Annotated in this window: 19 protein-coding genes; 4 read left to right on the top strand and 15 right to left on the bottom strand. The window is 63.1% G+C overall.

The window, feature by feature from the left end; all coding sequences use genetic code 11:
• Window positions 1–277 precede the first annotated feature (277 nt).
• Window positions 278–1,375, bottom strand: a complete 1,098-nt coding sequence (locus tag VNT00_RS16395) for a CobW family GTP-binding protein (RefSeq protein ID WP_325589419.1) — start codon at window positions 1,373–1,375, stop codon at window positions 278–280.
• A 131-nt stretch (window positions 1,376–1,506) separates the two neighbouring features.
• On the opposite strand from VNT00_RS16395, the gene VNT00_RS16390 reads away from it, so the two are divergent.
• The gene (locus tag VNT00_RS16390) at window positions 1,507–2,664 is read left to right on the top strand and encodes a GNAT family N-acetyltransferase (RefSeq protein WP_325589417.1); all 1,158 of its coding nucleotides are present in this window, start codon (window positions 1,507–1,509) and stop codon (window positions 2,662–2,664) included.
• Between the two features lie 39 nt (window positions 2,665–2,703).
• Here the strand turns inward: VNT00_RS16390 and VNT00_RS16385 are convergent, their stop codons facing one another.
• From VNT00_RS16385 to VNT00_RS16345, 9 genes are all read right to left on the bottom strand, one after another.
• Window positions 2,704–4,116 (bottom strand): 4Fe-4S binding protein, encoded by a 1,413-nt coding sequence (locus VNT00_RS16385; RefSeq protein WP_325589415.1) that lies wholly within the window; start codon window positions 4,114–4,116, stop codon window positions 2,704–2,706.
• Window positions 4,117–4,120: 4 nt separating this feature from the next.
• Complete coding sequence (locus tag VNT00_RS16380; RefSeq protein WP_325589413.1) at window positions 4,121–4,975, bottom strand: FTR1 family iron permease; 855 nt, start codon at window positions 4,973–4,975, stop codon at window positions 4,121–4,123.
• Between the two features lie 13 nt (window positions 4,976–4,988).
• Window positions 4,989–5,333, bottom strand: coding sequence for a cupredoxin domain-containing protein (locus VNT00_RS16375; protein ID WP_325589411.1), 345 nt, complete (start codon window positions 5,331–5,333; stop codon window positions 4,989–4,991).
• Complete coding sequence (locus VNT00_RS16370) at window positions 5,333–5,872, bottom strand: iron transporter (RefSeq protein ID WP_325589409.1); 540 nt, start codon at window positions 5,870–5,872, stop codon at window positions 5,333–5,335. The genes VNT00_RS16375 and VNT00_RS16370 overlap by 1 nt, the downstream gene beginning before the upstream one ends.
• 218 nt (window positions 5,873–6,090) lie before the next feature.
• On the bottom strand, window positions 6,091–6,660 hold the full coding sequence (gene phaR / locus VNT00_RS16365) for a polyhydroxyalkanoate synthesis repressor PhaR (RefSeq protein ID WP_325589407.1): 570 nt from the start codon (window positions 6,658–6,660) through the stop codon (window positions 6,091–6,093).
• A gap of 253 nt (window positions 6,661–6,913) precedes the next feature.
• Window positions 6,914–7,651, bottom strand: a complete 738-nt coding sequence (phbB, locus tag VNT00_RS16360; RefSeq protein WP_325589405.1) for an acetoacetyl-CoA reductase — start codon at window positions 7,649–7,651, stop codon at window positions 6,914–6,916.
• Window positions 7,652–7,720: 69 nt separating this feature from the next.
• Window positions 7,721–9,355, bottom strand: a complete 1,635-nt coding sequence (phaC, locus tag VNT00_RS16355; RefSeq protein ID WP_325589404.1) for a class I poly(R)-hydroxyalkanoic acid synthase — start codon at window positions 9,353–9,355, stop codon at window positions 7,721–7,723.
• A 170-nt stretch (window positions 9,356–9,525) separates the two neighbouring features.
• Entirely contained in the window at window positions 9,526–10,338 is an 813-nt protein-coding gene (gene pgeF, locus VNT00_RS16350; RefSeq protein ID WP_325589402.1) for a peptidoglycan editing factor PgeF, read from the bottom strand.
• Window positions 10,335–11,297, bottom strand: coding sequence for an RluA family pseudouridine synthase (locus VNT00_RS16345; RefSeq protein WP_325589400.1), 963 nt, complete (start codon window positions 11,295–11,297; stop codon window positions 10,335–10,337). Before VNT00_RS16345 ends, pgeF begins: the two co-directional genes overlap by 4 nt.
• Before the next feature lie 101 nt (window positions 11,298–11,398).
• Between VNT00_RS16345 and VNT00_RS16340 the strand changes: the two genes are divergently transcribed.
• A complete protein-coding gene (locus tag VNT00_RS16340; protein WP_325589553.1) occupies window positions 11,399–12,193 on the top strand; it encodes an outer membrane protein assembly factor BamD in 795 nt (264 codons plus the stop codon).
• 70 nt (window positions 12,194–12,263) lie between these two features.
• Here VNT00_RS16340 and yoaA read toward each other — a convergent pair whose 3' ends face one another.
• Window positions 12,264–14,345, bottom strand: a complete 2,082-nt coding sequence (yoaA, locus tag VNT00_RS16335) for a DNA repair helicase YoaA (protein WP_325589551.1) — start codon at window positions 14,343–14,345, stop codon at window positions 12,264–12,266.
• Window positions 14,346–14,464: 119 nt separating this feature from the next.
• Between yoaA and VNT00_RS16330 the strand changes: the two genes are divergently transcribed.
• Together VNT00_RS16330 and VNT00_RS16325 are read left to right on the top strand one after the other, a co-directional pair.
• Window positions 14,465–16,822, top strand: coding sequence for a Tex family protein (locus VNT00_RS16330; RefSeq protein ID WP_325589398.1), 2,358 nt, complete (start codon window positions 14,465–14,467; stop codon window positions 16,820–16,822).
• A gap of 5 nt (window positions 16,823–16,827) precedes the next feature.
• Window positions 16,828–17,349 carry a hypothetical protein gene (locus VNT00_RS16325; protein ID WP_325589396.1) on the top strand — a complete coding sequence of 174 codons (522 nt, stop codon included), beginning with the start codon at window positions 16,828–16,830 and terminating at the stop codon, window positions 17,347–17,349.
• 140 nt (window positions 17,350–17,489) lie between these two features.
• On the opposite strand, the gene VNT00_RS16320 is transcribed toward VNT00_RS16325, so the two are convergent.
• The 4 genes from VNT00_RS16320 to sucB form a co-directional block, all read right to left on the bottom strand.
• Entirely contained in the window at window positions 17,490–18,821 is a 1,332-nt protein-coding gene (locus VNT00_RS16320; protein ID WP_325589394.1) for a tryptophan--tRNA ligase, read from the bottom strand.
• Between the two features lie 61 nt (window positions 18,822–18,882).
• Window positions 18,883–19,974 carry a cell division protein ZapE gene (zapE, locus tag VNT00_RS16315; RefSeq protein WP_325589392.1) on the bottom strand — a complete coding sequence of 364 codons (1,092 nt, stop codon included), beginning with the start codon at window positions 19,972–19,974 and terminating at the stop codon, window positions 18,883–18,885.
• Window positions 19,975–20,087: 113 nt separating this feature from the next.
• Entirely contained in the window at window positions 20,088–21,515 is a 1,428-nt protein-coding gene (gene lpdA / locus VNT00_RS16310; RefSeq protein ID WP_325589390.1) for a dihydrolipoyl dehydrogenase, read from the bottom strand.
• A 189-nt stretch (window positions 21,516–21,704) separates the two neighbouring features.
• Window positions 21,705–22,394: dihydrolipoyllysine-residue succinyltransferase (gene sucB, locus VNT00_RS16305; RefSeq protein WP_325589388.1), on the bottom strand; the 690-nt coding region annotated here is incomplete at its 5' end.

Raw genomic sequence — 22,394 nt, 5'->3', positions numbered from 1 at the left:
CATATATCAGGAAGGCCACGTTGGGACCGGACTGGCGCTAGTGTCCTGTTTGGTTAGTTCGATCGCTTAAATTCGGATGCATGGGCTTGTCAGGCAAGGCGCAAACCACAGCGATAGCCGTAGCTATCGCGAGGATGAGTCCGGACACGAAGCAGTCCCTGCGGACTGCTTCGTGCCTGACGAATCCGAACTGCTTGCAAGCGGTGAGGTGGGCAAGCAACGCCGCATGGCGAGCCCAGGCGCCGAAGATAAGGATCAGAATTAGCCAGACAGGACACTAGGTTTCGCTGCACACGGCCGAAGGCAGGTACTGTGCGGCTTCGGCCCTGAACTCGTCCAACGTCGCCGCACGCAGAATGAAGACGACTGCCGCCTCATAGGGCTTGGCTTGCGGCGAACCCTCCGGCTGCCCAGCCTCGCCCGACCACGCCACCGCGCTGCCATCCTGCGACAGGTTTTGAAATGGGTACAACTGCTCGTGAACGCCGTGAATCACGCTATATTGCACCTCGCCCGCAAAACGCAGCAAGCCCTTGGCGCGCAACAAACGGGCGCCAAGGGCCGACTGCAGGCCGCTCATGCCCTTGATGAATTCGGAACGCGACGGAGCCTCGCTCCAGCGCAGCACAAACACGGACACCGCCGAATGCGCCAAAGCCGGCGGCGCCTGCTCCCGCGAAGAAACCGCGCACGGCTCATCCCCGAACAGGCGCGGCCCCTGCGGGCGCAGCGCTTTACGGCCCAGGGAGGCGGCCTGCAGCAAGTCACCCAGCGGGGGCAAGGCTTGCGACGAATACACTGGCGCATCCTGGTTGATGCCGCGCAGCGCCGGCTCGATGAGGGCCAGTTGGTCCCGCCCCGCGAGATCGGCCTTGCCAAGCACCACCACGTCGGCCAGAGCCAGCTGCCGCAGCGCCTCGGGCTGCTCGCGCCATTGCCGTAGCGCGTGGACGCTGTCCACCACCGTGATGCACCCTTCATAGGCATAGCGTTCGCGCAGAAATGCCTGGTAGTTCAAGGTGTACATGATGGGGGCAGGATCGGCCATGCCCGTGGTTTCGACGAGCACATGGGAAAACACCGGAACCTTTCGTTGCAGCGCCGCCATGAACAGCTCTTGCAAGGCGTCGACCAGCTCGCCGCGCACACTGCAGCAGATACAGCCCGAATCCAGTATGGCTATGCTGTTGCCGACATGCCGAACCAGGTGATGATCCAGCGCCACGCTGCCCAGTTCATTGATGACAATGGCGATCCTCGACGGATCGGGCAACACCCGGCCCGCCGTGTGCAAAAGGCGGTTCAGCAATGTCGTCTTTCCACTGCCCAGAAAACCTGTCAAGACCGTAACCGGAATTTTCCTTGCCTGTTCCATCGATCCGATTTCATCCACTAAAATGAGGCAATGAGATGAGGCGATGAGCCCGCCCGACGGCCAGCTCATATACGCAGCCATCCGCGCATTGCATGCCATTCTAATCCCCACCACAGCCAGGGCCCGCCGATTTGTCCGAAACCTTCTCGATTTTCCGCGATTTGCGCGACATAGACGCCGCGCAATGGAACAGTCTGGCAAGCGACCACCCCCTGGTGCGCCACGAATTTCTTCTTGCTCTGGATCAAACCGGGTGCGCGGCGGCGAAAACCGGCTGGGCGCCCCACTACCTGCTGCTGCATCGCGATGGCCGCTTGGCGGGCGCCATGCCCCTGTACCTGAAATCGCACTCGCGCGGCGAATATGTGTTCGACACCGGTTGGGCCCGCGCCTTCATGCAGCATGGCCTGGACTATTACCCGAAATTGCTGGCATCGATTCCGTTCACGCCGGTGCCGGGGCCGCGCCTGCTGGCCGCCAGCCACGACGACCGCGTGCTCCTGGCGCGCCAGGCCATTGAACTGACCAGGCAGAACGAGCTCTCGTCGCTGCATATCCTGTTTCCATCGCACGAGGACTGCGAGGCGCTGCGCACGGCCGGCTTCATGTTCCGCGAAAACGTGCAATTCCACTGGCACAACCGGGCCTACCGGGACATGGACGACTTTCTCGCCAGCATGAGCCAGCAGAAGCGCAAAAAACTCAAGCAGGACCGCAAGAAAACGCAGGCGGCGGGCGTGGCGTTCCGCTGGCTGCAAGGCGACGGCATCAACGCCAAGGCCCTGGAGTTCTTTTACGAGTGCTATTGCCGCACCTACTACGAGCACGGCAACCCGCCGTACCTGAACTTCGACTTCTTCACGCAACTGCATCGCACCATGGCCGGCAGCATGGTGCTCGTCGTGGCCGAGCAAAACAGCGAACCCATTGCCTGCGCGCTGAACATTCGCAGCGCGGACAGGCTTTACGGGCGTTATTGGGGAGCCGTGAAATTCGTATCTGGCCTGCATTTCGAAACCTGCTACATGCAGGCCATCGAATTCTGCATCCGACACGGCCTGCATGCCTTCGAGGGCGGCGCGCAGGGTGAGCACAAGCTGTCGCGCGGCATGCTGCCGGTGAAGACGTTTTCGGCCCATTGGATACGCGACCAGCGCTACGCCCAGGCCATCGCCGACTTCCTCGCCCAGGAAACCGCCGCGATCGACGACTACGTGGAAGTCCTGGAAGAACACAGCCCCTTCAAAAGCACCTGGCAGAGCGCACCGGCAACCGGACGGCAGGAATAGCCACGCCGCAAGGCACGCGGCATGCGCGCGATCCGCTGCCTACCAGACCGCAAAAAACAGGTACCAGGCAGCGCAAAACGGCAGCAGCCCCAGCATGACCACGGCGGTGGCGAACACCCGCACGCCCACATCGGCCCGGCGCTTGCCAAGAATGCGCCAGACCAGGCGCAAGCTCCACAGCAGAGCCAGGCCAAGAATCAGGAAACGCACGCTGGTCTCCCAGAACATGGGCACGCCTTCGTTCTTGAGAAGGGTAAGCGTGGTTGCCGACAAGCCAAGGAACACCCCCGCGCCGGCGGCGGGAATGAGGCCTTGCGCAATCCGGTGCACGCCGGGCCGTCCAAGCCGGCCCAGCCATTTAGGCCCGGCGACCGCGTCCTGGGCGCGCACGCCGGGCAGCACGCAATCGGCCAGCCAAAGCGCCGCATACAAAGGGCCACCGACCACCACGGCCGAACCGAAGATGAACAGCAATATATCGGCGCCGTCCAGCCAGGAAAAACTGTCGTTGACTTCCGGATAATGCGTCAGGATGAACCATGGCGCATTCTGGGCCAGTGGCCAGTAGATGTCGTGATCGACCAGCCATGTGGCGCCGGCCTGCTTGATGGTCACGAACCAGGGGCTGGCGCTCCAGAGGAACGCCCCGACCGCCAGCCCCATCAGGCCGAATACGATGAGCGCCGTCTGCCAGCGGTCGCCGCCCGCGATATGCACGATTTCTTCCTCGGGCGAGCGCGGCGTCAAGTGGATGGCGCCGCGGTAATCGCTGCACCGCCCGCACATATGGCAATCGCCGGCGCCCTGCATATTGCGCAAGGGAACCAGGGGCGCGCAATTGATGCTTTCGATGCGCCGCACGGGGTGGCGCCATGCATCTTCATCGACCTTGTAGTGCCACGGCGCCAGTTTGGCCAGCAAATTGAAGACGCCATTCACCGGACACAGGTATTTGCACCAGACCCTCTTCTTGCGGCCGTACATCCAGCCGATGACAATGGCGCCGGCCGTGGAACCGCCCAGCACGGCCAGCACCGCCAGAGGGTATTGGTACACGCTGACCAGTTGCCCGTAAATGGTCGTCAGCGAAAAGGCCACGAAAGGCCAACCTCCCCAACGTATCCACCGAGGAATGGCCTTGCCTCGTCCATGCTCGCTGGCCCACTCGGTCAGCATGCCCTCGGGACAGAACAGCCCGCACCACGCACGCCCCAGCAGGGGCATGGATACCAGCACGAACGGCCACCAGATGCCCCAGAAGGCGAATTGCGCAAAGATGGTCAGGTTGTTGAAGATGGAAGCGGTATTGCCGGGCAGCGGCAAAAGCGCGGGAACGATCAGCAGGAAAAAATAGACCCCTACGATGCACCATTGCAGCTTGCGCAGCAATGGCGCATGATCGCGCAGGAAATCCGCGGCGGCCGCCGCCGCTCGGCTTAGGGCCATGCTCATGATCTTACGATGCCGCCGATGCCGCCGTCCGGGAGGCGCGCACGGCGCGCGTGCCGGCCCGGTGCAGCAAAAACCATACGACCGCCCAGTACGCCAGCCATATCAAAAGCTCGGACAAAGCCGGATAGGCGCGGTAGCCCGCGAAATCGGCCAGTATCTTGCCGATGCCATGGCTGTCGTCCAGCAACCAGGCGCTGTCCCAGACCGGATCCATCAAGGCCGGCAGGACATCCAGCGAAATAAGCCGGTCCAGGCCATTGACCAGCAGAGCTCCCGCCAGAAGCAGCAGCAAGGCCTCGGTAAGCTTGAAGAAGCGCCGCCAGGTGATGATCTTGCCGCCCAGCTGCAGCAGCCAGAACGTAAGCAGGGCCAGCAGGAATCCGATGACGCCCGCCAAGGCCAGCATCCAGGATTTGCCGGTGGTTTCCCCCGAGGCGATCATGCCGTACAAAAACACGACGGTTTCGCTGCCCTCGCGCGCCACCGCAATGGCAACCAGAACCAGCAGGCCCCACCAATTGGACTGGCGTATCTGCTGAGTGACGCCGCTTTCCAGTTCACGCTTGAGTGTCCGGCCATGAGCCCGCATCCACAACACCATTTGCACGACCAGCACGCAGGCCGCCAGTCCCATGATGGCCTGGAACCATTCCTGCCCGCTGTCGGAAAGCCAGGACGAAATGCCCAGCAGCACAAGGGCCAGCGCGCACGCCACGGCAAGCCCCACCGCGACGCCGCCCCAAAGCCAGCGCAGGCCCTTGCGGCCATCGGGTGTGGCGCTTAGCCAACTGTACAAGATGCCGACAACCAGCAGCGCCTCGACGCTCTCCCGCCAAACAATGAATGCCACTTGTTCCATAATGCTTTACGCCCTACTTGCCGGTAACGACCAGGGTGCCTTTGGTATCTTGATGAAAATCGTCGAAAAACGGGTACTCGCCGGGCCGGGAAACCGTGATGACCACGAAGGACTTGACCCCGGGGCCAAGCACTTTTTCCTTGCGCAGCGGCAGGCTCTCGAACTCCACGGGCTCATTGCTTTCGTTGACGAGTATGAGCTTGAACTTGCCGGCCGGGACTTCGAGGCGGGCGGGCTCGAACTGCCCGCCGGCCTTGAACGTGAGCGTGTACGTGGGCAGCTCGGCAGCCTGGGCGGCCCCGCCCCCCATTCCCAGGGCAAGGCATAGCGCAAGCACGGCGAATGCGGACCAGCGCATCAGTACCCGCCCTTCTTGCCGGTGCCGGCGTACACGAACTCGTAATGCACGGTGAAAGGCTTGAACCAGTCAGCCACGCCGGTTTCCTTGTCGACATGGCGGCCGAAGTGATTCATGGGATCGGCCGAGGGCGCGGAAATGGAAAAGGTAAGCGAGTACTTGCCAGGGCCGTCGAGCTTGACGTTGTCGCCGTAGTGCGGGCCGTCGTTGGCCACCATGGGCATCAACGGGCCCTTGATGATTTTGTCGCTGCCTTTTTTCTGCAGTTGATAGGTGATGACAAGATACGGCATCCATGAACCTTCCGAGAACCCATTGGGATTGTCGGCGACGGCATGGATGTCGGCTTCAAGGTGAATATCGGAATCCTTGGCCGGCCGCATTATTCCGGCGGGAGCCATTTCGATGGGCTGCAGATACACGGCGGCGATTTCCATGCCGGCCTGCTCGACCGGCTTGCCGATGGGGTACTCGGCGGCAGCCGCCGATACGGCAAGGCCCAGGCTCAATACTGCCGCCGTTAGCACTTGTTTCATCATCTTTACTACGCTCCAGGTAAAATAACAGCCGGTGATACGAGAAACGGCGCACACGGCACCGGCCCGCCTTGAATGCCTTTCGGGACAAACAAAAACGAGTCTAATTCTCATTAATCTATCACGCCAGGCTAACTGGCACCTGAATCCCATCAAAAAACAAGCCAGCCTCGATCCGGGACGGGTCGAGGCTGGCGCGTGCCGGCGGCAAACCCAGGGGGTTATTTTTTCTTGGGCTCGCTGGACGAGACGGGATTGAAGGGAAACGCCGAAAACATGGAGCGGGTTTGGTCCTGCATTTGATCCTGCATCTGGACGAACAGATTCTTGCTTTGGTCGATGTAGCTGTTCATCATGTTTTGCAGCATGGGGGTCTGGATGTTCATGAACTGGGCCCAGGTTTCGGGGCCGAACTGCGTGCCGCCATACATCCCCTTGGACTGCTCGGCCATGCGCTCCTGGATTTCCATGAAGGCCATGATGTTTTTTTCCAGGAAGGTTCCCATTATGCCCTGCATGGAATGGCCGTAGAACCGGATGATTTGCGCCAGCGCCACCGACGAGAACATGGGAACGCCGCCGCTTTCCTCTTCGAGGATGATCTGCAGAAGTATGCTGCGGGTCAGGTTCTCGCCGGATTTCGCGTCGACGACCTGGAAAGCTTCGTTATCGAGCACCAGTTGCTTGACGTCGGCCAGCGTGATGTAGGCGCTGGTCTTGGTGTCGTACAAACGACGGTTGGGGTATTTTTTTATCAGCCGGTCTGTTGCCGAGGATGGTTCTTGCGTCATGAGTTCAACCAAGTGCGTAAAAAAACGAAAGGGGCGATATGCCCGCGTACCCTCCAGTGTCCTGTCACGAAGAAAGCTGGAATTATTCAGTAGCTTACTGTAAGACTATAAGCACGCTGAAAAAGAATTGCAAAACGCGCCCCCTAAAAAAGCCCCCCACGCTGCACCGCTGACGCGGCTTGCTGCCCCCCCCCCCGAGGGGGAGCTTCTTGCCTTGGGGCGGCCAGACGGCAAAAAAGGGGGCGCTTTTTGCCTACCCCATGTGCAAACCGCCATTCAGGGAAAAATCGGCGCCGGTCGCAAAACCCGCGTCGTCCGACGACAGCCAGGCGACCATGCCGCCGATTTCCTCGGGCGTGCCAAGGCGCTTCACCGGTATGGTGGCCACGATTTTTTCGAGCACGTCGGGCCGGATGGCGCGCACCATGTCGGTGCCGATGTATCCCGGGGAAATCGTGTTGACCGTGACGCCCTTGCTGGCGACTTCCTGGGCCAGCGCCATCGTGAACCCGTGGATCCCGGCCTTCGCCGTGGAATAGTTGGTTTGCCCGAACTGCCCTTTCTGGCCGTTGACGGAGCTGATGTTGATGATGCGCCCCCATTGCCGGTCGACCATGCCTTCGATGACCTGCTTGGTGACGTTGAACAGACTGTTCAGATTGGTATCGATGACGGCCCGCCAATCGTCCAGCGACATTTTGCGAAAAACGCCATCCCGGGTAATGCCCGCGTTGTTGACCAGGACATCGACCGGCCCCAATTCCTTGACGACCTTCTCGAATGCGCGGGCCGTGGATTCCCAATCGGATACATTACCTACCGACGCATGGAACTTGTAGCCCAGCGCCGCCTGCTCGTCCAGCCATTGCTGAAAATCCCGGCTGGGCCCGCAACCCGCTACAACCGTGAATCCGTCTTTGGCCAGCCGCTGGCAGATCGCCGTTCCGATACCACCCATTCCACCTGTCACATAAGCTAGTTTGCCACTCATCTTCTTCTCCTCGACTGGGTTGCTACTTTGGTACTACTGTTGCGCGGCGGGGCACGAAACCCTCCCCGCCTATACTGCGCGCACCTTCACGTATCGGCCGGGCGCCTCTTCGATGGGTGCGTGACGTTTGTTGCCCAGCCTGGCCGGAGGGCGGCCGAGCGCGCCGGAATGCCCGGCCAGCCACGCGGCCCAGTCGGGCCACCAACTGCCCGCCTGCCGCTCGGCCTGCTCGAACCAGGCTTCGGGATCGCCCGGCAGCGGCTGGGCAGCCGCGCCCTGGGACTCGGCCCAATAGTGGCGCCGGTTTTTGGATGGCGGATTGATGACCCCCGCGATATGCCCCGAAGCCCCGAGGACGAAGCGCGTAGGCCCGCGCAGGATGGCCGTGGACGCATAGGCCGCGTGCCAGGGCACGATGTGGTCATCGCGCGAGCCGTAGACATAGGCCGGCATGGAAAGGCTGGTGAGGTCGATGGGGTGCCCGCTTATTTTTACGCGGCCCGGTTCTTTCAAGTTGTTTTCAAGATAAGTATTGCGGAAATACCAGGCAAAGAAAGGCCCTGGCAGATTGGTGCCGTCGGAATTCCAGAACAGGAGGTCGAAGGCGGGAGGAGATTCGCCTTTCAAATAATTGCCGACCACATAGTTCCAGACCAGTTCGCTGGGCCGCAAAAACGAAAACGTGGTGCCAAGCTCGCGCGCGGACATCAGGCCGCCCTGCCCTAGCTGCCGTTCGCGCGTTTGCGCGTGCGCTTCGTCGACGAAGACATCGAGAACGCCTGTGTCGTTGAAGTCGAGCAAGGTGGTAAGCAGGGTAAGCGACTGGACCGGGTGGCTGCCCTGCGCATGAGCCAGGGCCAGGGCCGACGCCAGCAAGGTGCCGCCCACGCAGAAGCCCAGCGCGTTGATGCGGTCCTGGCCGGAGACGTCCTGCACGACCCGGGTGGCGGCCAGCACGCCTTCCTGCAGGTAGTCGTCCCAGGTGGCCGCATCGATGCCGTCGTCGTCGGAAGCAAGCGGATTGCGCCACGAAACCAGAAACACATTGAAGCCCTGCTCGAGCGCATAGCGCACCAGCGAGCTCTCGGGCTGCAGATCGAGGATATAGAATTTATTGATGCAGGGCGGCACGATGAGCAGCGGCGTCTTGTAGGTTCGCGCTGCTGCCGGGGCATACTGTATGACCTGCATGAGGCGGTTCTCGAACACCACCGCCCCCTGGGTAACCGCCACGTTCCCGCCCACCGCGAACCGGGATTCGTCGGTTTGCGACATGCGGCCCTTTTGCAGGTCGCCAAGAAGATTGTTCAGCCCATGCGCCAGTGAAACCCCGTTGCTGTCGGCCACGAGCTTCTGGACTTCGGGGTTGGTGGCCAGGAAATTGGCCGGAGACACGGCCTCGACCCACTGCATGACGGAGAACCGCAGGCGCCGCCGCAGCGGCTCGGGCACCTGGGCGGCATCGACCATTTGCTGCATGGCCCGGCTTGAAAGCAGATACGCATGCGCGGTAAGCAAATGATCGGGCCTTGCCGCCCATTCGGGAGAACTGAAGCGACGATCGGCCGGCGCCTGAAGCGCGCCTTGTCGCGCCTGCTCTGTAATACGTGCCCATTCCCGGGAAAACTCGGCCTGGATTTCGGCAAGCTTGTCGGGGGCAACCCCGCCAGGAAAGGGCCATTGCACTGGATATGGAGCAGTCATATCGAACCCTATGCCTTTAAACCTACTTTTAAGCCATGGTGCTGATCATTTGCGGCAATGTCAATCAGGGTAAGCTCTCTGGACGAATGGAATATCGCGGTGTTGTCCATCCCCGCAAGGCATCCGGCCTTGTCGCGGCAAGCGCCGCCTTGCGTTCCGCCGGCTCCGGCCTAAACGCGACTGCCGTGATGTGCGCCGGCGGGCCCCAGCCACGCGACCGTCGCCATGCGCCCCCCATCGGGATCGCGCCGATACGAATAGAACATGTCGGACTCGGCATAGGTGCAATGGCCGCTGGCCTGCACCTGCTGAACGCCCGCCTTGAGCAGCCGCGCCCGGGCCAAGCCCGGCAAATCGGCCTGCCACTTGCCCGGCCGGGCGCCCTCGGCAAAAAAAGCCGTCCAATCCGGATCCTGGGCGACAAAAGCCTCGCGCACCTCGCCGCCGACCTCGAAGTGGGGCTGGCTGATGCCCGGGCCTATCCAGGCTCGCCAGGCCGAGGCCCCCGGATGCCTGGCACGCAGGCTGTCCAAGGTATTTTCCAGCACACCGCCGGCCAGGCCGCGCCAGCCGGCATGCGCCACACCCAGCGCGGCGCCGTCCAAATCGGCTATGACCACGGGCAGGCAATCGGCCGTCATGATCGCCAGCACCCGGCCGGCGCTCGTCGTGACCGCGGCATCGGCCCGCGGCAGCCCGGCGGCAGCCCCAGCCTCACCCCCGGCGGCGTCCGCGTCGAAGACCTGCGTTCCGTGAACCTGGTCGAGCCAGAGCGGCGCGGCCGGCAGGCGACGGGCCAGCCGGCGCCGGTTCTCGTCGACCAGCAAGGCGTCATCGCCGACGTGACGGCCAAGGTTCAGGGAAGCGCGCGCCCCTGTGCTGACGCCGCCCCGCCGCGTCGTGCAGAAATAGCGCACCCCGCTCCAGGGTCCGCCGGTAACGCATCCCAGGTTTTCTTCGCCCATGCTCGTGTCCGTAGTCATGCCTGCCACGCAATGCCTTGCAGCACTTCGAGAAAATCGTCGGCCAGGGGCGCCTGGAACTCCACGCGCCGCCCGGTGGAAAAATCGTCGAAACGCAGGGCGCGCGCGTGCAGCAACTGGCGCGTGGCGCCACCGGCTTGCTTGCCTCCGTACAGCATGTCGGCGACCAGCGGATGGCGCAGGCTGGCCAGATGCACGCGAATCTGGTGCGTGCGGCCGGTTTCCAGGCGGCATACGACTTCGGTCACCAGCAGGCCTTCGGTGGTTTCGCCGATCCGCAGCGGCTCGTAGTGCGTAATGGCCTGCTTGGGCGCAATGGGATGATCGACCGTCATGCGCACGGGCACCCGCGGATCGCGCCCGATGGCCTGGTCCACCGTGCCCGCCCGGACGATATTGCCATGCGCCAGCGCGACGTACTCGCGGCTCACGGTTCTGTCCTGCAACTGGCGAATCAAGTGAGTTTGCGCTTTTTCGTGGCGGGCCACCACCAGCAGGCCCGAAGTGTCTTTGTCCAGGCGATGCACGATGCCGGCGCGCGCCACCGTTTTCAGCTCGGGAAACCGGTACAGCAGGCCATTCAGCAAGGTGCCGCTCCAGTTGCCGGCGCCCGGATGCGTCACCAGCCCGGCGGGCTTGTTCACCACGATCCAGTCCGGACTCTGCGCCACAACGCCGAACGGCACCGGCTCGGGCGAGAACGCCTGCGACTCGGGCGGCAATTGTTCCCAGACGGTAAGCTTGTCGCCCGGATTGACCATTTGCCGCACACGCGCGGCCTGGCCGTTTACCTGCACATGCCCGCCTTCTATCCATGCCTGGAGACGGCTGCGGGAATGTTCGGGGATCAGCCGCGCCAGAACCTTGTCCAGACGCTCGGGCCGGGTCTTGAACGGCAGCTCGAACTCCAGGGGCTGAGCGGAGTTTGAACTTTCTTTGGCAATATCTGTGTCAGGCATGGCGACTAATCATATAATCAGCCTGCAATGCTAACACCAAGGACGCTTTTGTGACTCGCCCAAACCTCAACACCCTCGGCACCAACCGCCTTAACAGGCTTATCCGCCCGGCAGTCTTCCTGCTTGCGGCCATTGTCCTTGCCGGCTGCGGCGCCTTCAAGGGAGACGTCGACAAAACCGCCGGCTGGAGCGCCGAACGGCTGTACAAAGAAGCGCACTCCGAAGTCAGCGACGGCAACTGGAAAGAAGCCCGCACCCACCTTGAAGCGCTGGAGTCGCGCTACCCCTTCGGCGGCTACGCCCAGCAGGCGCTCATCGAGCTTGCCTACGTAAATTGGCGTGACGACGAGCCGGAACAGGCCCTGGCGGCCATCGACCGCTTCCAGCAGCAATACCCCAACCACGAGGGCACCGATTACATGCTGTACCTGAAGGGGCTGATCACCTTCACGCCCCCCAGCGCCGCATTCACCAAAATCACCCGCCAGGATCCCAGCGAGCGCGATCCCAAAGGGCTGCGCGAATCGTACGAAGCCTTCAACGAGCTCATCAAGCGCTACCCCGACAGCCGCTATACCGACGACGCGAAAAAGCGGGTGGCCTGGCTGGTCAGCACGCTGGCCGACAACGAAGTGCACGTCGCCCAATACTATTACGAACGGCACGCCTACCTGGCCGCGATCAACCGCGCACAAACGGTCATCACCGACTTCCAGGGCGTGCCCGCCGCCGAAAAAGCCCTGTACATCATGTACATGTCGTACGACAAGCTGAACATGCCCGAGCTGCGGGACGACGCCAAGCGCGTTCTGGACAAGAACTTCCCGAACAGCAAATACTACAAGCAGGGACTGAACGAACCCAAAAGCGCCTGGAACCCGATGAACTGGCTATAAAGGTTTCCGCTGCGAGAAGCCCGAGCTACAGGCCGTAAAGCCCAAGGATCGGGCGGGAATTCATCGGCGATTACGCCGAGGGCATGGTTTCTTCGGCATCTTCCACAGGCGCTCCGGGCGCCTGTTTTCTATTGAAGAACCCCAGCACCTGCGCAACGTCGCGCGTGCGTGCGAAAGGCGGCAGGCCGCGCCACAGCAGCTTTCCATAGGGTTTGTCGACGATGCGGCTGTCGCCCACCATCAGCACCCCCCAATCCCTTTCCGAACGTATCAGCCTGCCCGCGCCCTGCTTCAGGGCAATGGCGGCTTCGGGCACCTGATATTCCATGAACGGGTTTCCCCCTTCGTTGCGGCACAGCTTCAGCCGCGCCTCGAGCACGGGATCGTCGGGAGGCGCGAACGGCAGCTTGTCGATGGCCACCAGGGTCAGGGCATCGCCCGGCACGTCGATACCTTCCCAGAAGCTGGCGCTGCCTACCAGCACTGCGTTCTTTTCAGCACGGAAGCGCTCGAGCAGCACGCGCCGCGAGCTTTCGCCCTGGCGCAGCAATACGCGGTCGCTGCCCGCGGAGTCCAGCTCGTCCTGCAGAAGCTCGGCAATGCGCTCCACGGAGCGCAGCGTCGTGCATAGCACCAGAACCCCGCCCGAGGAGGCTTCGACGAGCGGCCACAGCGCCGCCACGAATTTTTCGTTGAACAAGCCGTCGTTGGGCAAGGGCAGGTTTTTCGGGACGAACAGGACCCCCTGCTGCGCGTAGTCGAAAGGCGACTCCCAGCGCAGCGTCGTGGCGTCCCACAAGCCAAGCTGCTTCTGGAAATGCCCGAAATTGCCGCCCACCGACAAGGTGGCCGAAGTGAATATCCAGGCCTGGTCGTCGCGGCGATAGCGCGAGAAAATCTGCGCCACCGACAAAGGCGCGCTGTGCAGGCGCATGTGATGCAGGCTTTGCTCTACCCAGCGCACGGCCAGCGAGGCCGACGGGACCGGCGCAATGGCGATGGATCCGTCAGCTTCGTCCCGTGCCGCCGCATCCGCCGGCGCCAACGCGTTGCGCCCCTGCCTGTCGGGCTGGCTCCATTGAAAAAGCTTGGCGCGCAGATCCAGGCAGGTTTTATGCGCGGCGCCCAGGTCGGGGTGCTTTTCCGACACCACGTGCAAAAGCTGTGTACTGCGATCCAGCACCTGCAGCAGGTCTTCCAGGGCCTTGTCGAACTGCTCGGCATTGGGAATGGCGTCGTAGATGGCCTTGCGTCCCGGCAGCTTGTCGATGGCGCCGGCCGCCAGCCGGAGCTCGCGCGCCGCATGCTCGATTTTCTTGCCCGCCTCGCTCCAGTTTGTGGACTCGCGGGCATGGGCCAGCCCGGCGGCCTCGACCTGGCGGGCCAGGTCCAGAAGCTGGTGGGACGATACGCTGGTGCCCAGAAAGCGCGTGGCGATATCGGGCAGTTGGTGCGCTTCGTCGAACACCACCACGTCGGCCGCCGGCAGCAGGTCGGTAATGCCGTCCTCGCGCAGGGCCAGGTCGGCCATGAACAAGGCATGGTTGACGACGACCAGGTCGGCATCCTGGGCATAGCGCCTGGCCTTCAGCACAAAACAGTCGCGCACGTGGGGACACTCCTGGCCCAGGCAGTTCTCGCGCGTGGAGGTCACCCGGTTCCAGATGTCGGCGTCCTCGGGAACCTGGACCAGATCGGCGCGGTCACCGGTCTTGGACTGCTGGGCAAAGACCTGTATATGGCGCAGCTGGCCGATTTCGGCGCGGGACTTGAGCGCGCGGTCGTCGCCCGCCAGGCGTTCGAGATGATAGTGGCACACGTAATTGCCCCGGCCCTTGAGCAGCGCCACCGTGATCGGCAGGGCCAGCGCGGCGCGCAAGCGCGGCAGGTCGCGCCGGAACAGTTGATCCTGCAGCGTGCGGGTTCCCGTGGACACCAGGACCTTGCCCCCGCACAAGAATGCGGGCACCAAGTAGGCCCAGGTCTTGCCCGTGCCCGTGCCCGCCTCGGCCACCAGAACCTGACGCTCCTGAACCGCTTTTTCTATGGCCTGCGCAAGCTCGAGCTGCGCCGGCCTTGGCCGGAAATCGGGCACGGCCGAAGCAATCGGGCCATTGGGCGAGAAAATATCGGAAAGTTCTTGAAACAGCATCCGGGCGATGACGTCGTCATAATAGAGGATCAAGGGTAAATGATACCCCCCCGCCTGCATGCTTGGGCCCGGCTTGTGGCAAAATGCCCCGCTTGAATGACGTTTTTCCTGATCGATCCATGACCACTTCCGCAGTCCAGACCCAGTCTCCGTCCACCCAGGGCGGCGACCCCGCCCGCATCCTCGTCCTGCTTTCCAACGAACTGGGGGTCCGCGCCACCCAGGTCGCCGCAGCCGTCGAACTGCTTGACGGCGGGGCCACCGTGCCCTTCATCGCCCGCTACCGCAAGGAAGCCACCGGCGGGCTGGACGACACCGTGCTGCGCAACCTGGAAGTACGTCTGCTGTATGTGCGCGAACTCGAAGGCCGGCGCGCCGCCATCCTGGAATCCGTCACCCAATTGGGCAAGCTCACGCCCGAGCTGCAAAAAGAACTCGAGGCGGCCGACACCAAGCAGCGCCTCGAAGATCTCTACGCCCCCTACAAGCCCAAGCGCCGCACGCGCGCGCAGATCGCCCGCGAGGCTGGGCTGGAGCCGCTGGCCGACGCCATACTGGCCGACGCCTCCTGCGATCCCGCCGAGCTGGCGCAAGGCTATCTCAACGCCGAAGCCTCGATCAACGACGCCAAGGCCGCCCTGGATGGTGCCCGCGACATCCTGGCCGAACGTTATGCCGAAAACGCCGACTTGCTGGCGGAGTTGCGCGACCACCTCTGGAACACCGGCCTGTTGTACTCGAAAGTGGTGGAAGGCAAAGAGAACGACGGCGACAACTTCCGCGACTGGTTCGACTTCCAGGAGCCCTTGCGCACCCTGCCCTCGCATCGCGTGCTGGCGTTGCTGCGCGGCCGCCAGCAAGGCGCGCTCGATCTGCGCCTGGGCCTGAAGGCCGAACTCGAGGCGCAAACGCCCCACCCCTGCGTCGCCCGCATCGCGCAATCGCTGAAAGTCGGCGCCGACTTCTCGCTCGACGCTCCCGCGCGCGGACGCTGGCTGGGCGAAGTCTGTCGCTGGACCTGGCGCGTCAAGCTGATCACGGCTTTCGAAACCGAGCTCATCGGCCGCCTGCGGGACGAGGCAGAGCAAGAAGCCATCCGCGTCTTCGCGGCCAATCTCAAAGACCTGCTGCTGGCGGCCCCCGCCGGCCCCAAGGCGGTCATGGGCCTGGATCCGGGCATCCGCACCGGCGTCAAGGTAGCCGTCATCGACGCCACCGGCAAGGTACTGGACACCGCCACCATCTATCCCTTCGAACCCCGCCGCGACCGCGAGGGCTCCATCCGGACACTGGCCGCCCTGGCGGTCCGCCACAAGGTCCAACTGGCCGCCATCGGCAACGGCACGGCCTCGCGCGAAACCGAGAAGCTGGTCGGCGACCTGCTGCAGGCCTTCCCCGAGCTGGCCCTGACACGTGTCGTAGTCTCGGAAGCCGGTGCCTCGGTCTATTCCGCCTCGGAGCTGGCGGCCCAGGAATTCCCCGATATGGACGTGAGCCTGCGGGGCGCGGTGTCCATTGCACGGCGTCTGCAGGACCCCCTGGCCGAACTCGTCAAGATCGAGCCCAAGGCCATCGGCGTGGGCCAGTACCAGCACGACGTCAACCAGCGCGAACTGGCCCGTTCGCTCGACGCCGTCATCGAGGACTGCGTCAATGCCGTGGGCGTGGACGTCAATACCGCCTCGGCGCCGCTGCTCAGCCGGGTTTCGGGGCTGAACGCCTCGCTCGCCAAGAACATCGTCGCCTGGCGCGACGAGAACGGCGCCTTCCCCAACCGCAAGACCCTGCTCAAGGTGGCGCGCTTCGGCGACAAGGCATTCGAACAGGCGGCAGGCTTTCTGCGCATCGCCAACGGCGACAATCCCCTGGACGCCTCGTCCGTTCACCCCGAAGCCTATCCCGTGGTCGAGCGCATCCTGGCCAAGATCAACGCCGAGGCGAGCCAGATCATGGGCCAGCAAGGCGCGCTGAAAGGGGTGTCGCCGGCGGATTTCACCGACGAGCGCTTCGGGCTGCCCACCGTCAAGGACATTTTTTCCGAGCTCGAAAAGCCCGGCCGCGATCCGCGGCCCGAATTCAAGACGGCAACCTTCAAGGAAGGCGTCAATTCGCTCAACGACCTGCATGAGGGCATGATTCTTGAGGGCGTCATCACCAATGTGGCGAACTTCGGGGCTTTTGTCGACATCGGCGTGCACCAGGACGGCCTGGTGCATATTTCGGCCCTGGCCGACAAATTCGTCAAGGATCCGCGCGACGTCGTCCGGGTCGGGCAAACCGTCAAGGTCAAGGTCCAGGAAGTCGACGTCGCCCGCAAGCGCGTCGGCCTGACCATGCGCCTGAACGACGACGGCCCCGCCCTGCGGCGCGGCCAGGGCGGCGGCAAATCCGCCGGCGCCGGCAGAACGCCCAACCGGCAGGCTCCCGACAGCGGCATGGGCGCCATGGCAGCCGCCTTCGCCAAACTCAACAAATAGCCATCATGCCCGACACCTCTCCCGACCTGGAACTCAAGCTGGCCAGCGTGCTCGATACGCTGAGCTGCGGCGACCTGGACGAACACGAAACCACCCGAATCGTAAACCTGTGCCTACAGGCCCGGAAGGCCCCGGCTGAAATCCTGTCGTCCAATTACGGCAAAGACGCCGCCCAGGTCGCGCAGTACGATCCAAAAGGCGTTACCGCCTTCATCATCTTCGTCGAGCTGGAGGATTTCTTTGCCGTCGCCGACACCGTGGACGAGCTTCATGAGCAAATCATCGCGGCGTTCGAAAGCCCCGAGCTTCCCGACTACCCCTACGACGACAACAATTTCGAAACCGTCTCCGACTACTTCCAATGGCTGGAAGCGCAACTGCTGGCCCACCACCCCAAATACTGCCTGATCCATTTCGGACAAAGCTACAGCCACGATTTCCAGACCGTGCTCATATACCGGGACAAAGCAGGCCAATTCCTGGCCCTGTGCAAAGAGCTGGGGCTGGAAGCCGAACCCTGCCAATAGAAACAAACAAGGCCGGCGCGCAATGCACCGGCCTGTTCATGACCCACAAGAATACAAGCCCGCCGAAACGTCTAGGCTCCGGCTAGCTCACATTGGCCACCGGCCGGCTCGCCTCTTCAAAGCCGACATACGGGGCGCCACTAAGCCTCTTCGGCCATGCCGGCGATGGCCTGGCGCACCCGCTCCAGAGCGTCCGCATCAAGACGGCATATCAGCACGCCGTCCACGCAAATCGACGCCTGGCCGTCCTGCCGGACGACAAAGCCATCCAGGCCTTCGGCCTGCAACCGCTTGACGGCATCCCCCGCCGCCTTGGGATTCTCGAACCCTTCGGACAGGAACAGCTCGGCGCCGTCCTCGCCCACGAAACGGAAGCGGAACATGCCCGCCTCGTCGCGAAAGCTGGCGAAACGCGCTCTTTTCCCGGCCTTGGACTTGGCCGGCTTGGACACGGGCGCCGCGGTCTGGCGCAGGCCGACCGCCTCGCGCAACTGTGCGATGAACGGCGCCGAAAGCCGGCGCGCCTTGGCCGCGCCGGCCTGCAGGATGTCTTCGATGCGCTGCGGCGCGGCGATGAGCTGGGCATAGCGCTCGCGCATGGGCGCCAGCTCTTGCTCAATGCGGTCGCACAGGCGCACCTTGGCATCGCCCCAGCCCATGCCCTCTTCGAGCTCGCGGCGGAACTGCCCGGATTCTTCATGCGTGGCGAACGCGCGATACAAGGTATACAGATGCGACCCCTCGGCGTCCTTGGGCTCGCCGGGCTCGCGTGAATCGGTCACGATGCGCGCCACCGCGGCCCGCATGGCCTTGGCCCCGCCCTCGAACAAGGGAATGGTGTTGTCGTAGCTCTTGGACATCTTGCGCCCGTCCAGGCCAGGCAGCGTTGCCACGTCGTCATCGATCTGCGCCTCGGGCATCACGAAGAAGTCCTTGCCGCCGCCATACAGATAATTGAAGCGCTGTGCAATGTCGCGCGCCATTTCCAAGTGCTGGATCTGGTCGCGGCCCACCGGCACTTTGTGCGCATTGAACATAAGGATGTCGGCCGCCATGAGAATGGGGTACGAGAACAGCCCCATGGTGATGCCGTCGTCCGGCTCGGCCTGCCGGGCGACATTCTGGTCGACCGAGGCCTTGTAGGCGTGCGCGCGGTTCATCAAGCCCTTGGCCGTAACGCAGGTAAGCATCCAGCACAATTCGGGGATCTCGGGAATATCGGACTGCCGGTAGAACGTCACCTTGTCGGCGTCCAGGCCCGCCGCCAGCCAGGTGGCGGCGATTTCCAGCCGCGACCGCGCAATGCGCTGCGGATCGTCGCACTTGATGAGCGCATGGTAGTCGGCCATGAAATAGAAAGCGTCGACTCCTGGCTGCACACTGGCCTGGATGGAGGGCCGGATGGCTCCGGCATAGTTGCCCAGATGCGGTGTGCCGGAAGTGGTAATGCCTGTTAATACGCGGGTAGTCATAGATTCTGAGTGCAAATGATGGAAGCCGCCAAGACGGGGGCGGACGAAACCGGCCGAGCCTTCACAGCGTTACAGCTGCGCGGCGCTCGGATTCAAGGTATTCGCGCGACTGCATTTCCATGATGCGCGATACGGTGCGCTGGAACTCGTTGGCCATAGGCCCTTGAGTATATAACTCTTCGACGTCGCACTCGGCCGACATGATCAGCTTGACGCGATGATCGTAGAACACGTCGACCAGCCAGGTGAAGCGCCTGGCTTCGGAGGCATGGCGCGCTTCCATGCGCGGCACGCCCGAGACAATGACCGTCTGGAAGCGGTTGGCCAGCTCGAGGTAGTCGTTTTGCGACCGCGGGCCCGCGCAAAGCGTGGCGAAGTCGAACCATACGATACTGCCGGCCAGCGCAATGGCGCGAAGCTCGCGATGTTCGACCGTCAGCACCGGCTTCTGGGCCGCGGTGTCGGACAGGCGCTCGAAAATGCCGCGCAGCTCGACATCGGTGGACTCGTTGATCGGCGACAGGTAGACGCGCACGGACTGCAGCGTGCGGCGCCGGTAGTCGGTGCCGGTATCGACGTTGAGCACGTCCATGCGCTCGTATATGAGCTTGATCGCCGGCAGGATGCGGTCGCGGTGCAGGCCGTCGGGATACAGCGTGGAAGGTTCGTAATTGGACGTCATGACGAACGACGTTCCCAGTTCGAACAGCTTGAACAGCAGACGATACAGAATCATGGCGTCGGCGATGTCCGAGACATGGAACTCGTCGAAGCAGATCAGCCGATAGCGCTTGGCGATGCGCCTGGCCACCTCGTCGAGCGGATCGGCCATGCCCTTGACCTCGTCGAGTTCGTGATGCACGCCGCGCATGAACTCATGGAAATGCAGCCGGGTCTTGCGCTTGACCGGGACGGTCACGTAAAACGCGTCCATCAGGAAGCTTTTGCCGCGCCCCACCCCGCCCCACATGTAAACGCCGCGGGGAATGTCGGGCCGACGGAACAATTTGCGCAACGTCGTCGAACGGGCCTGCTTGTACTCGACCCAATCGTCGTAATATCGCTGCAAGCGGCCTATGGCCGCCAATTGCGCCGAATCGGCCTGGTAGCCGCGCTCTTGCAGGGCCTGCTGGTAATACTCGCTAACGTTCATAAACCCGGACTTGTCGTGAATGAAAAAAGGGGGGGCTTGCGCCCGCCCCTTTCTGGCTTGCAAAGACTATACACCTGTAACGCCCGAACACACTGCGGTATTCAGGCTGTCCATCAGAAATTCAAGGTGCGTTTGTCGACAGCCAGGGCCGCTTCTTTCACGGCTTCGGACAGCGTGGGATGAGCATGGCAGATCCGCGCAATGTCCTCGGCCGCGCCGCGGAATTCCATGATCGTGACCGCCTCGGAGATCAGCTCGGAGGCCATGGGCCCGATGATGTGCACGCCCAGGACCTCGTCGGTCTTGGCGTCGGCCAGGATCTTGACGAAGCCCGTTGTGTCCCCCAGCGCCCGTGCTCGGCCGTTGGCCAGGAAGGGGAAGCTGCCCGCCTTGTAGTCCACGCCGGCCGTCTTGAGCTGCTGCTCGTTCCGGCCGACCCAGGCGATTTCGGGCGAAGTGTAGATGACGCTCGGGATGGTGGCGAAATTGACGTGGCCATGCTGCCCGGCAATGCGCTCGGCCACCGCCACGCCTTCTTCTTCGGCCTTGTGCGCCAGCATGGGGCCGCGCACCACGTCGCCCACAGCCCATACGTTGGGCAGGTTGGTCTTGCAATCGTCGTCGACCACGATGAAGCCGCGCTCGTCGAGCTTCAGGCCCACGGTTTCAACGCCCAGGCCCTCGGTGTGGGGCACGCGGCCAATGGAAACGATGAGGCTGTCGACGGTGAGCGACTGCTCGGCGCCGGAGGCGTCGGTGTAAGGCACGGTGACCGACTTGGCGGTCGCCTTGACTTCGCCGATCTTGACGCCGGTGCTGATCTTGAGGCCCTGCTTGGTCAGAACCTTGAGCGCTTCCTTGGCGACCTGCTGGTCGGCCACGGCCAGGAAATCGGGCATGGCTTCCAGCACGGTGACTTCCGCGCCCAGGCGGCGCCATACGCTGCCAAGCTCCAGGCCGATGACGCCGGCGCCGATGACGCCCAGGGTCTTGGGCACGGACGGCAGGCTCAGGGCGCCGTCGTTGGACAGGATTTTCTTTTCGTCGAACGGCAGGCCCGGCAACGCGCGCGGCGACGAGCCCGTCGCCACGATGACGTGCTTGGCGACCAGGTCTTCCTCGGACGCGCCGGCAACCTTGATGTTCCAGCCGCCGTCCACGTAGGCGGCGAACGAGCCCTTGCCGTGGAAGAAGGTGACCTTGTTCTTCTTGAACAAATACAGGATGCCTTCGTTGTTCTGCTTGACGACGGCGTTCTTGCGGCCCACCAGCTTGTCGAGCTTGAGGCTCACGCCCTTGACTTCGATGCCGTGCTCGGAGAAATGATGATTGACCTGTTCGTAGTGCTCGGACGACTGCAGCAGCGCCTTGGAAGGAATGCAGCCCACATTGGTGCAGGTGCCCCCGGGCGCCGGCTTGCCGTCGGCGGTGCTCCAGGCATCGATGCACGCTACCGACATGCCCAGCTGCGCTGCGCGGATCGCGGCGATGTACCCTCCGGGCCCCGCGCCAATGACGACTACGTCGAATTGTTTAGCCATAGTATTCACTCGATATAAATAATTGGGGCGACGGCACGAGAGGCGCACGCCCTGCAACAAGGCAGGCGCCATCGGAACAAGACCGGCAATGCCGGCCTGGACGACGCCTGAATGAAAGGCCCCGGCAAACGGTACGCGAATGCTTCGGTACGATTTCCGGGGCCCGGTTCCTGGTCGATGCCTGCGGGATCAGAGATCGAGCAGCAGGCGCTGGGGATCTTCAAGCGCCTCTTTCATGGCAACCAGCGCCAGGACGGCTTCGCGGCCGTCGATGATGCGGTGGTCGTACGACAGGGCCAGATAGTTCATGGGACGGATGACGATCTGGCCATTCTCGACCACAGCGCGCTCCTTCGTGGCATGAATGCCCAGAATGGCGGATTGCGGGGGGTTGATGATGGGCGTGGACAGCATGGAGCCGAAAACGCCGCCGTTGGAAATGGAGAACGTGCCGCCGGTGAGTTCGTCCAGGCTCAGCTTGCCGTCGCGGGCGCGGGCGCCGAAGTCGGCGATCTGCTTTTCGATTTCGGCGATGGAGAGCTGGTCGGCATTGCGCAAAATGGGCACCACCAGGCCGCGCGGGCTGCCCACGGCGATACCGATGTCGAAATAGCCGTGGTAGATGATGTCTTTGCCATCGACCGAGGCGTTGACCACCGGATACTTCTTGAGGGCAGCCACGGCCGCCTTGACGAAGAACGAGGTGAAGCCCAGCTTGACGCCGTGCTCTTTCTCGAATTTGTCTTTGTAGCGGGCGCGCAGATCCATGATGCCCTGCATGCTGACTTCGTTGAAGGTGGTGAGAATGGCGTTCTCGGACTGCGACTGCAGCAGGCGCTCGGCCACGCGGGCGCGCAGGCGGCTCATGGGAACGCGCTG

It is taken from the genome of Eoetvoesiella sp. (assembly GCF_035555955.1).
In the GTDB taxonomy this organism is placed as follows: domain Bacteria; phylum Pseudomonadota; class Gammaproteobacteria; order Burkholderiales; family Burkholderiaceae_B; genus Eoetvoesia.
The sequence above is the reverse complement of the archived record's forward strand: the minus strand, read 5'-3'. Positions and strand labels throughout refer to the sequence as shown.

What these genes read in the sequence shown, in the direction of transcription:
- lpdA (WP_325589390.1), bottom strand. Translation starts at nt 21,515, where the DNA reads ATGGCTAAACAATTCGACGTAGTCGTCATTGGCGCGGGGCCCGGAGGG.
- pgeF (WP_325589402.1), bottom strand. Translation starts at nt 10,338, where the DNA reads ATGACTACGGACACGAGCATGGGCGAAGAAAACCTGGGATGCGTTACC.
- VNT00_RS16325 (WP_325589396.1), top strand. Translation starts at nt 16,828, where the DNA reads ATGCCCGACACCTCTCCCGACCTGGAACTCAAGCTGGCCAGCGTGCTC.
- VNT00_RS16345 (WP_325589400.1), bottom strand. Translation starts at nt 11,297, where the DNA reads ATGCCTGACACAGATATTGCCAAAGAAAGTTCAAACTCCGCTCAGCCC.
- phaR (WP_325589407.1), bottom strand. Translation starts at nt 6,660, where the DNA reads ATGACGCAAGAACCATCCTCGGCAACAGACCGGCTGATAAAAAAATAC.
- VNT00_RS16380 (WP_325589413.1), bottom strand. Translation starts at nt 4,975, where the DNA reads ATGGAACAAGTGGCATTCATTGTTTGGCGGGAGAGCGTCGAGGCGCTG.
- phaC (WP_325589404.1), bottom strand. Translation starts at nt 9,355, where the DNA reads ATGACTGCTCCATATCCAGTGCAATGGCCCTTTCCTGGCGGGGTTGCC.
- VNT00_RS16330 (WP_325589398.1), top strand. Translation starts at nt 14,465, where the DNA reads ATGACCACTTCCGCAGTCCAGACCCAGTCTCCGTCCACCCAGGGCGGC.
- zapE (WP_325589392.1), bottom strand. Translation starts at nt 19,974, where the DNA reads ATGAACGTTAGCGAGTATTACCAGCAGGCCCTGCAAGAGCGCGGCTAC.
- VNT00_RS16375 (WP_325589411.1), bottom strand. Translation starts at nt 5,333, where the DNA reads ATGCGCTGGTCCGCATTCGCCGTGCTTGCGCTATGCCTTGCCCTGGGA.
- VNT00_RS16395 (WP_325589419.1), bottom strand. Translation starts at nt 1,375, where the DNA reads ATGGAACAGGCAAGGAAAATTCCGGTTACGGTCTTGACAGGTTTTCTG.
- VNT00_RS16370 (WP_325589409.1), bottom strand. Translation starts at nt 5,872, where the DNA reads ATGATGAAACAAGTGCTAACGGCGGCAGTATTGAGCCTGGGCCTTGCC.
- phbB (WP_325589405.1), bottom strand. Translation starts at nt 7,651, where the DNA reads ATGAGTGGCAAACTAGCTTATGTGACAGGTGGAATGGGTGGTATCGGA.
- VNT00_RS16320 (WP_325589394.1), bottom strand. Translation starts at nt 18,821, where the DNA reads ATGACTACCCGCGTATTAACAGGCATTACCACTTCCGGCACACCGCAT.
- VNT00_RS16385 (WP_325589415.1), bottom strand. Translation starts at nt 4,116, where the DNA reads ATGAGCATGGCCCTAAGCCGAGCGGCGGCGGCCGCCGCGGATTTCCTG.
- yoaA (WP_325589551.1), bottom strand. Translation starts at nt 14,345, where the DNA reads ATGCTGTTTCAAGAACTTTCCGATATTTTCTCGCCCAATGGCCCGATT.